General features: G+C 64.1%; 8 protein-coding genes. 2 read left to right on the top strand and 6 right to left on the bottom strand.

Annotated elements, in window-relative coordinates; translation table 11 throughout:
- Positions 1 to 830: POTRA domain-containing protein (locus tag CD932_RS23625; protein ID WP_141213358.1), on the bottom strand; the 830-nt coding region annotated here is incomplete at its 3' end.
- A 583-nt stretch (positions 831 to 1,413) separates the two neighbouring features.
- On the opposite strand from CD932_RS23625, the gene CD932_RS23620 reads away from it, so the two are divergent.
- Positions 1,414 to 3,693 carry a bifunctional diguanylate cyclase/phosphodiesterase gene (locus tag CD932_RS23620; protein ID WP_176461109.1) on the top strand — a complete coding sequence of 760 codons (2,280 nt, stop codon included), beginning with the start codon at positions 1,414 to 1,416 and terminating at the stop codon, positions 3,691 to 3,693.
- Positions 3,694 to 3,730: 37 nt separating this feature from the next.
- Entirely contained in the window at positions 3,731 to 3,976 is a 246-nt protein-coding gene (locus CD932_RS23615) for a hypothetical protein (protein WP_141213357.1), read from the top strand.
- A gap of 38 nt (positions 3,977 to 4,014) precedes the next feature.
- Here CD932_RS23615 and CD932_RS23610 read toward each other — a convergent pair whose 3' ends face one another.
- From CD932_RS23610 to CD932_RS23590, 5 genes are all read right to left on the bottom strand, one after another.
- Complete coding sequence (locus tag CD932_RS23610) at positions 4,015 to 4,362, bottom strand: hypothetical protein (RefSeq protein WP_094445266.1); 348 nt, start codon at positions 4,360 to 4,362, stop codon at positions 4,015 to 4,017.
- Positions 4,363 to 4,383: 21 nt separating this feature from the next.
- Positions 4,384 to 6,021 (bottom strand): bifunctional diguanylate cyclase/phosphodiesterase, encoded by a 1,638-nt coding sequence (locus CD932_RS23605; protein WP_094445265.1) that lies wholly within the window; start codon positions 6,019 to 6,021, stop codon positions 4,384 to 4,386.
- Between the two features lie 29 nt (positions 6,022 to 6,050).
- The gene (locus CD932_RS23600) at positions 6,051 to 6,434 is read right to left on the bottom strand and encodes a response regulator transcription factor (protein ID WP_094445264.1); all 384 of its coding nucleotides are present in this window, start codon (positions 6,432 to 6,434) and stop codon (positions 6,051 to 6,053) included.
- 102 nt (positions 6,435 to 6,536) lie between these two features.
- Complete coding sequence (locus tag CD932_RS23595; RefSeq protein WP_094445263.1) at positions 6,537 to 7,193, bottom strand: response regulator transcription factor; 657 nt, start codon at positions 7,191 to 7,193, stop codon at positions 6,537 to 6,539.
- Positions 7,190 to 8,665, bottom strand: a complete 1,476-nt coding sequence (locus tag CD932_RS23590; RefSeq protein ID WP_094445262.1) for a sensor histidine kinase — start codon at positions 8,663 to 8,665, stop codon at positions 7,190 to 7,192. The genes CD932_RS23595 and CD932_RS23590 overlap by 4 nt, the downstream gene beginning before the upstream one ends.
- Between the last annotated feature and the right edge of the window lie 175 nt (positions 8,666 to 8,840).

Genomic DNA, 8,840 nt, shown 5'->3' with positions numbered 1-8,840 from the left:
GCCGTGCCCAGGCGCAGCAGGCCGGCCTGGCCCTGGTAGGCGGCGCGCACATAGTTCAGGCCGTCGGTCGAGGTAAATGCGCGCACGGTGGCGACGTCGCCGATACCGGCCAGCTCATTGATGTTGAGGGTGGCGCCGAAGCGGTTGCGGCCGGTATAGCGGTTGCCCTGGTTATCGACGTCGATACTGCCGTTGAAACGCGAACCCGGCTGTACGTCGACGATCAGGTCGGACGCGCCCAGCGACGCCCCCGGCGCCAGGGTCGAACTGACCTGCACGCCAGGCAGGTCCGACAGCAGCAGCAAGCGCCGTTCCAGCGGCGTGGTGGCGATCACCTCTCCGTCGAGGCCCGCCAGGATCGTGTTGGCCAGAGCGTCCGACAGATTGCTGGTATTGCGCAGTTGCACTTGCCCATACTGGCCGGGCAGCACGGTGATGCGCACCACGCCATCCTCGATGTCCTGCGCCGGCAGGAAGGCCTGCGCCAGGAAGTAGCCGCGCGTCTGGTAATGGCTGGCGATACGGTTGGCCAGAGTGCGCAGTTCGGCCAGGGTCAGCTCGCTGCCGGCCACGAAGCCGCTGGCGGCAAGCAGTTCACTTTCCGCAAAGACCGGTGGCGCATCGACCTGCAGCCGCGCTACCTTGATGCGGGTGCTGTCGCCGACGGTGGTGGCCGGCACCTCGCCCTGCCGCACACGGATCTCCGGTGCGGCTTTCGGCAACTGCGGCGCCACCGGAATCTGCTGCAGCTGGCTGCCGGCGGTCGGTTGCTGGGCATAAGCGCCCTGGATCAGCAGAAGCAAGGTCAGGGGAAGAAGTTTGGCGTTCAAGGCAATGAGTCCCGTGCACGCGGCGCCACCGGCTGCGAGCAAGCGTGCATGCCGGCTGGCAACAGCAGCAGTAAAAGTTGAATAGGTGCGGTAGGCCGCCCGCAAATCGGACAGCGCAAAATACAGCGGGTAGAAAGTTGAAAACGCACGGAAAATATTGAAAAAGGAATCTCACCGACATGTCAATGTCAAGTTTAATTTCATCATGAATTTATTTATTTTCAATATCTTTGATTATTATAACTAAATATTTCCTTGTAAAAATAAATTTTTTACAATCATTACTTGTTTTTAAATATATGAAATATTGGTAACTGTTCAGCCGGGGGCTGGCTGAATCGCGTTTCCGGCGAAGGCCCGTTCAAGACAGTGAGCATGCCATGGCCATGTTCGCGCAGCGTGTCGAGGCAGGAGCGGATGACGCAGAAGTGTTCGGCACTTCGCGATCCGTATGAAGTGGCCAACGGCGCTTCTCGCCACTGCTCCGGATAGGCAACGTTGCCCTACCGAAAGCCCATGGCCTGGGTTAAGATGAGGCTGTCATGGACATCCTCCTGCCGTCCTGGCGCTAATCCGATCATCCATGGCACCACAGACCTATATCCTGTTTTCCCTGGCGGCAGACGCCATCCTGATCGCGCTCCTGTTGTTCCTGTGGGTCAGGCAGCGCAGCGAATGGCATGCGTTGTGGTGGGCCTGCGGCCAGTTGTCGCTCAGCTTCGGTTCGGCCAGCTGGATTCTGGGCGCGCAGTCATCGATGCACCATCTGTTTGCCGCGATAAGCTTGTGCGGCGCCGTGGCGGGCTTTGTCGGCGGTACGGAGTATTTTCTTGGCCATCTGCACCGGCGCCATCTGCGGCCGATGGCGCTGGCATGCGGCCTGGGCGTCATCGGCCTGTATGGACTATGGCACGGCCAGCCGCAGCGCGCGGAATGGATGACGGCCGCCATGCTGGGTGCGGCGATGCTGTGGTCGGGCCTGAGGTTGGGTTTGCATCGCAACCGCTACCGTTTCCTGGGCATTGCCTTGATCGTGCGTGGCTTGTTCAACCTGGCCAACGCGCTGGGCTGGGTACCGGTCGCCTACGAATCCTGGTTCGCCTACTCGATCACCATCAAGACCATTACCATGCTGTGCGTGATCCATGCGGTACAGGAAAAAGTCCAGCACCGCTATGTGCACACCATCGACAGTCTCAGCAGCGGCTTCCTGATCCAGGATAGCAGCGGCCATATCCGGGTGGCCAACGAACGCTGCGCCACGCTGCTGGGCCAGGCGCACGCCAGCACGCTGATCGGCAGCCACGTGGCCGACCAGCGGCTGTTCCCTTCGCGCGATGCCGCCGCCGCCTATTTCCGGCGTTTCGAGGCGGCGCACGGCGCGTATCCATTCATCGAAACAGCCACCATCGTACTGGCGAACGGCCAGCAAGTGCCGCTGGAAATGATCGCCTCGCCCTATGTCGAAAGCGGCCAGCTATATTGCATGGTGCAACTGTTCGATATCAGCGAGCGGCAAAAAAAAGATGCGCTGCTGTATCGCGCGGCATACCATGACCCGGTCACGGGCTTTCTCAACCGTCATGGCCTGATCCAGGCGCTGGAACGCTGCGTGGAACAGGCACGGCAGGTGGCCGGTGACTGCGCACTGTTTTTCATCGACCTGGACCGCTTCAAGCGCATCAACGACACCTTCGGCCATGAAACGGGCGACCAGTTGCTGAGCCAGTTCGCGCAGCGCCTGCAAGGCCTGCTGCCGGAGAACGCCATCCTGGCGCGCTTCGGCGGCGATGAATTCATTATCGTGCTGCCGGGCGCCGGCGTGGCCATGGCACGCATTTACGGCCAGCGCCTGCTCGATGCCGTGGCCGCCCCGTTCGCCTTGCCACAACAAACGCTGTCGGTCTCGGCCAGCATCGGCGTGGCCTGCCATCTGCGGCATGGCGCCAGCGCCGACGCGCTGATACGCGATGCCGATATCGCCATGTACGAGGCCAAGAAGGCCGGTCGCGGCCAGCTGCGCTTTTTCGACGACGCCATGACGGCCCATGCCAGGGAAGCCTTGACCATCGACGGCGCGCTGCGCAGCGCGATCGCCCGCAATGAGCTGCACCTGCTGTACCAGCCCATCGTCACGGCCGACGGCGGCCAGCTGCGCAAGGTCGAAGCGCTGCTGCGCTGGCACAGCGCGCAACTGGGCGTGGTGGCGCCCGACCGTTTTATCCCGGTGGCGGAAGACAGCGAGCTGATCGTGGACCTGGGCCAATGGGTGCTGCGGCAAGCCTGCCGCCAGCTGGCGCAATGGGATGGCGGGCTGGGAGAACTGGTGATCAGCATTAATGTGTCGGCACGGCAGTTGCTCGACAGCACCTTTATCGATCAGGTGCGCAGCGCCCTCGACGAACATGGCCTGCCGGCGCGGCGGCTGGAACTCGAACTGACCGAGCGCGTCCTGCTCGACGATACCGACAAGGTGCAGGTGGCGCTGTCGCGCTTGTCAGCGCTGGGCGTGAGCCTGTCGCTGGACGACTTCGGCACCGGCTATTCCTCGCTGGCCTACCTGGCGCGCTTTCGCCTCGACACGCTGAAGATCGACCGATCTTTTGTCATGCAAATCGAGCACAACGAGCGGGGCCGCAACCTGGCCGCCACCATCGTCTCCATGGGCCGCAGCCTGGGCATGCAAGTGGTGGCAGAAGGCGTGGAAACGGCGCCGCAGGCGGCTATCCTGAAGGCCATGGGCTGCCACTACCTGCAGGGCTACCATATTGCGCGGCCGATGGAGGCACAGGCGCTGGCGCTGGCGTTTGGCGGCGTGTCCGGGGACTTTTTGCACGAAACTGACGGCAATCGCCTGGATTGATAACAGCATTGCCCCTTTACCCAAAAGCAATTACTCCATGAAACGATTGCACTTGCCTGCCGTCTTGCTCGCTGTACTGAGCAGCGCCGGATGGCTGAACGCCAGCCTGGCCGCCACCTTGCAAACGGGCAGCGGCAGCGAAGCACGGGTGTTTCAGTTCGAGCCACGCGTGGCAGATGGGCCGGGCGATCTGCATGGTGAAACGCTGGGCCGCATCACCGTGCTGCTCCCTGACGGACAAGCGGTGTATGCCGAACACGAAAGTTGCAAAACCGCACTGTAAAAGAGCGTGCGCACCTGTACTTCAACAACGAAGCCGGTTCAGCTATTGCTGACCGCATAGCGCGACATGTCGCCCCCGCCGCCCTGCCACAGGGCCAGGAATGATTCAAGCACATGGCGCGTGAGCGACGGGCGGCGGCGCGACTTGCGCCAGAATTCATAGCGGCCCTTGAAAACATAGCCGTCGTTGAAAGTCACTTCGAAATCGATGTCGACCTGGTCGCCGGCGCCGTGCACCCACGATCCGAGCAGGCGGTCGGCCTCGCGAAACGCGCCCAGCACGGCGCTTTGCTGGTTCTGCCGGCCGATGCGGATGCGCGCCACTTCGATCTTTTCATCATCGGGTTCGTCGATGGCCGACGATGGTGCAGGTAAGGTGGCGTTCATGATCTGTGTCCCTTTCATGGTTTATGCAGCGTGTTGCTGGTAACTGTCTTGTAAAAATCGGGTGGCCGCCGCCGCTGGCAGTGGCCGGCTGTAGCAATAACCCTGTAGTTGGTCGCAACGCCAGGCGCACAGCAGGCTGCGCTGCTCGTGCGTTTCCACCCCTTCGGCGATCACCGACAGGCCCAGGCTGTGACCGAGGCCGATGGTCGCCTGCACGATGGCGCGCTGTTCGCCGACGCTGGCCATATTGCGCACAAAGGACTGGTCGATCTTGAGCTTGTCGATCGGGAAGCGGGAGAGATACGCGAGGCTGGAATAGCCGGTGCCGAAGTCGTCGATGGCCAGGCCGAGGCCCAGCGCGCGCAACTGCCGCAGCAGGGCAATCGCGCTTTCCGCGTCCTCCATCATCACGCCTTCGGTAATTTCCAGTTCCAGCAGCTTTGGATCGACGCCGCTGCTGGCCAGCAGCGCTTCGAGGTGCGACAAAAAGCCGGGCGCGGCGAACTGGCGCGGCGAGATATTGACGGCCACCGGCACCGCCACGCCCTGCCGCTGCCAGGCCTGCAGCTGGCGGCAGGCTGCTTCCAGCACCCAGTTGCCGATGGGCACGATCAGGCCCGACTCTTCGGCAAGGGGGATGAACTGGTCGGGCGCGACCAGCTTGCCGTCGCGGCGCCAGCGCAGCAGCGCTTCGACACCGACCAGCGCGTCGTCGTCCAGCGCCTGCTGCGGCTGGTAATGCAGTTCCAGTTCGCCGCGCTCGACGGCGTGGCGCAGGGCCGCTTCGGTAGCGATGCGCTGCGCGGCCTGGGCGTTGATCTCTTCCGAGTAATGCACCAGGGTATCGCCGCCGGCGCGGCGCGCCAGTTGCAGCGCCGCGTCGGCATTGCGCAGCAGCGCTTCGGGGTCGCGGCCATGCAGCGGGTAGCTGGCGGCACCCAGGCTCAGGCTGGTAAAGATTTCATGGCCCTGCCAGCTGTAAGGCAGGTTCACTTCATCGCGCAGCGCCGAGACGGCCGCCTCGAATTCGGCGCTGTCGCGCGGCCATTGGTAGAGGATCGCAAAGTTCGCGCCGTCGAGCCGGTACACTTCGCCGCCGCTGCCTTCGGCCGCCTGGCCGATGCGCTTCATCAGGCCGACGATCATGTGGTCGCCAAAGCTGTGTCCCAGGCCGCCGACGATGCGCGCAAAACGGTCGATGGTGCCCAGCACCACCGCGTGCGGCGTGGCCGGCAGGCCACGCAGGCGCGCTTCGAACGAGCGCCGGTGCGCCAGGCCCGTGAGCGGATCGTGGCCGGCCTGGTGCGCCAGTTGCTGCTCGACCCGGTAGCGGGCCCGCACGTGATACAGCAAAAAGCCGCTGCTCAGCAGCGCCAGCAGGTCGAACAGGTGCACCAGGCGCGTGATGCCCAGCGCGTTTTTCTCGGCCGCCTCGCCGTCAGCATGGATCGCCTGCTGCACACCGTGGCCATCGCCATCACGGACCTGTTCCAGCAGTGGCCCGACGCTGTTGCGGATGCCGCTGCTGGCGCGCTCCATCACCACCGACAGGCCGATGCTGGCGGCGATCACCAGCATCAGCAAGACATGAACACACCAGCGCGCATACGGCAGGCGCGGCAGCAGACGGGCGACGGCAGGGGGAAAGACCGTACGCATGAAGGGTTCCTGGGGTGGTTACTCGGGTGTTACAGCGCTTTGCAGGCCTGGCGGATGCAGCGCACCAGGTCGTTCGATTGAAACGGTTTGCCGAGAAAGCAGGTGGCGCCCGCCTGCAGCACGCGTTGGCGCACCGCCGGCTCGGGAAACGCCGTGATCATGATCAAAGGCGTCTCGCTGCCCTGCCGGCGCAATTGCTCCAGCAGCTCGATGCCGCTCATGCCCGGCATTTGCAGGTCGGTGACGATGCATTGATAACGCTCTGACGGCGCGCCGGCCAGCATGCTTTCGGCGCAATCGAAGCTGCTGGTCAGGTAGCCATACGAGCGCAACAGGCTGGCCAGCGCGCTGCGCACGGATTCATGGTCATCGATGACGGCGATATGGACCTGGTTGGTAACGGATTCGGACACTGCAAACTCCCTGGTAAGGATGGCAACGGAGAGCCATCTCAAGCATGGGAGAACGATACAGGGTGGTACGCCAACGCGAAATCATACAAGGGTATAGGGAGCTCACTTTGATGACTGGCGCCTTGCCGTGTCGATCCCCAGCGCCTCGGCCATCCTGACCAGGTCGGCAAACGTGCGCGCCTGCATCTTGCGCATGGCGTTGCCGCGGTGGATCTTGACGGTAATTTCGCTGGTGCCCAGCTCGCCGGCGATCTGCTTGTTCATCAGGCCGCTCGCGGCCAGGGCCATGATTTCGCGCTCGCGCGGGGTCAGGCTGGCGTAGCGGTCGTGCAGGCCTTGCGCGGCCTGCTCGCGTGCGCGACGTTCGCGGTCGGCGCCCAGGGCCAGGTTGATGGCATCGATCAGGTCCTGGTCGCGGAAGGGCTTGGCCAGGAAATCGAGGGCACCCGCCTTCATCGCGCGCACCGACATGGGGATGTCGCCGTGGCCGGTCATGAAGATGATGGGCAGGTGCACGCCGTCGCGCTTGAGTTCGGCCTGAAAATCAAGGCCGGACACGCCCTGCAGGCGCACGTCGAGCAGCAGGCAACTGACCACTTGCGCGCGCGGCTGAGCCAGGAACTGCGCCACCGAGGCGTAGTCGGCCACCGCCAGGCCACTGGAACGCAGCAGGCTGGAAATGGCGGCGCGCAGCGGCGCGTCGTCGTCGACGATATGTACCAGGCCGGCCGGCGCCCCGCTCAAGGCCGTGCTGTTCATGCGGCCTGCGTGGCAAAGGTGGCGGCCGTCGGCAGCGACAGCGACAGGGTCGCACCCATGCCCGGCGCGCTGCGGGCCCAGATACGCCCGCCGTGGGTTTCGACGATCGAGCGGCAGATCGGCAAGCCCATGCCCATGCCGTCGGCCCTGGTGCTGAAAAACGCCTCGAACAGATGCGGCAGGTGTTCGCTGGAGATGCCCGGACCGCTGTCGGTGATATCGCACTGCACCGCGTCACCGGCGCCGGCATTGGCGTCCATGGCCGTGTGCAGCAGCAGCTGCGCCTGGCCAGGCGCACAGTCCTGCATCGCCTGCATGGCGTTCATCATCAGGTTGATCAGCACCTGCTGCAGCTGCACCTTGTCGCCATACACCGGCGGCAAGCCGGGCGCCAGGTCGAGCTTCAGACTGACGGCGTGGCTGCTCAGTTCGCGCCGCACCAGGGCCGCCGCTTCCTCGGCTACGGCATTGAAGTCGAGCGGCCGGTGATGCGGATCGCTGCGCCGCGCCAGTCCGCGGATGCGCTGTATCACTTCGGTGGCGCGCCGGCTCGCTTCGAGCAGGCTGCCGATCGCCGCGCGGGCTTCTTCCAGGTTCGGTTGCGGGCGGTTCAGCCAGCGCAGGCTCGCTTCGCCATTGGTGGCGATCGCCGCCAACGGCTGGTTCACCTCATGCGCGATCGAGGCGGCCAGTTCGCCCAGCATGGTCACGCGCGTCACGTGAGCCAACTGCACCTGCGATTCGTGCAGGGCCTGTTCGGCCAGCACCGAGGCCGTCACGTCCATCAGCGCGCCCAGGTATTCGCAGTGGCCGGCCTGATCGTAGGTGGGCTGGGCCAGCACGTGCACGTATTTGATGGCGCCGTCGGGCAGTTGCAGGCGGTGGCGCAGATCGAGTTCGCCTTCGCAGCGCATGACCTGCCGGACGGCCGCGCGCACCAGCGGCCGGTCCTCAGGCATGGTGCGCTCGACCAGCATCTCGACGGTGGGCGCATCGCTGGCCGGATAACCGTAGATGCGCGCCGCCTCGTCCGACCAGTACAGGCGCGCCTCGGGCGCCGCAAAGCTGAAGCTGCCCGTTTTGCTGATGCGCTGGGTGCCGGCAAGGAAGGCTTCGCTGCGGCGCAGCGCCTGCTCGCGCGCCAGCAGGCGTTCGGTGGCTGCCTGGCCAGTCAGCGCCAGGAAGGCCGTGATGCCGATCGCCGCCAGGCTGACCATCAGCCGGCCCGAGGCGGGCCCGGAAAAGATCGACACATGGATCATGCCGTAGGCGAGCAAGGTCAGCGCCAGGCACAGCACGGTGGTCAGGATCACGCCGCGGCGAGCCCATACGCTGGCCGACAGCAGCACCACCACCACATACATGACAGCGATGGCCACATCGAGCTCGGTAAAGGCGTCGACCACGAAAATGAGCAGCGTGACGCAGACCAGCAGGATGGAAAGCAAGGGACTGCCGGGAACACGTGCCATTGTTTGACCTTTCGTAGCTTCTTCACCGGCATTCTAATATGGCAAGAAAGATAAGCGCGCTATACGAAAGTATAGTTTTGGCGGGCCAATACACAATAAACCCGCAAGGCATCAAACTTGGGTATGCCTGCTCATACCAAGGTTGATGGAAAGCCGGTGCTTGCCCGTGCACACG

The organism is Janthinobacterium sp. PC23-8 (assembly GCF_002250505.1).
Lineage (GTDB): Bacteria > Pseudomonadota > Gammaproteobacteria > Burkholderiales > Burkholderiaceae_D > Janthinobacterium.
Note: the sequence above shows the minus strand (reverse complement) of the source record. Positions and strands in the feature narration are given on the sequence as shown.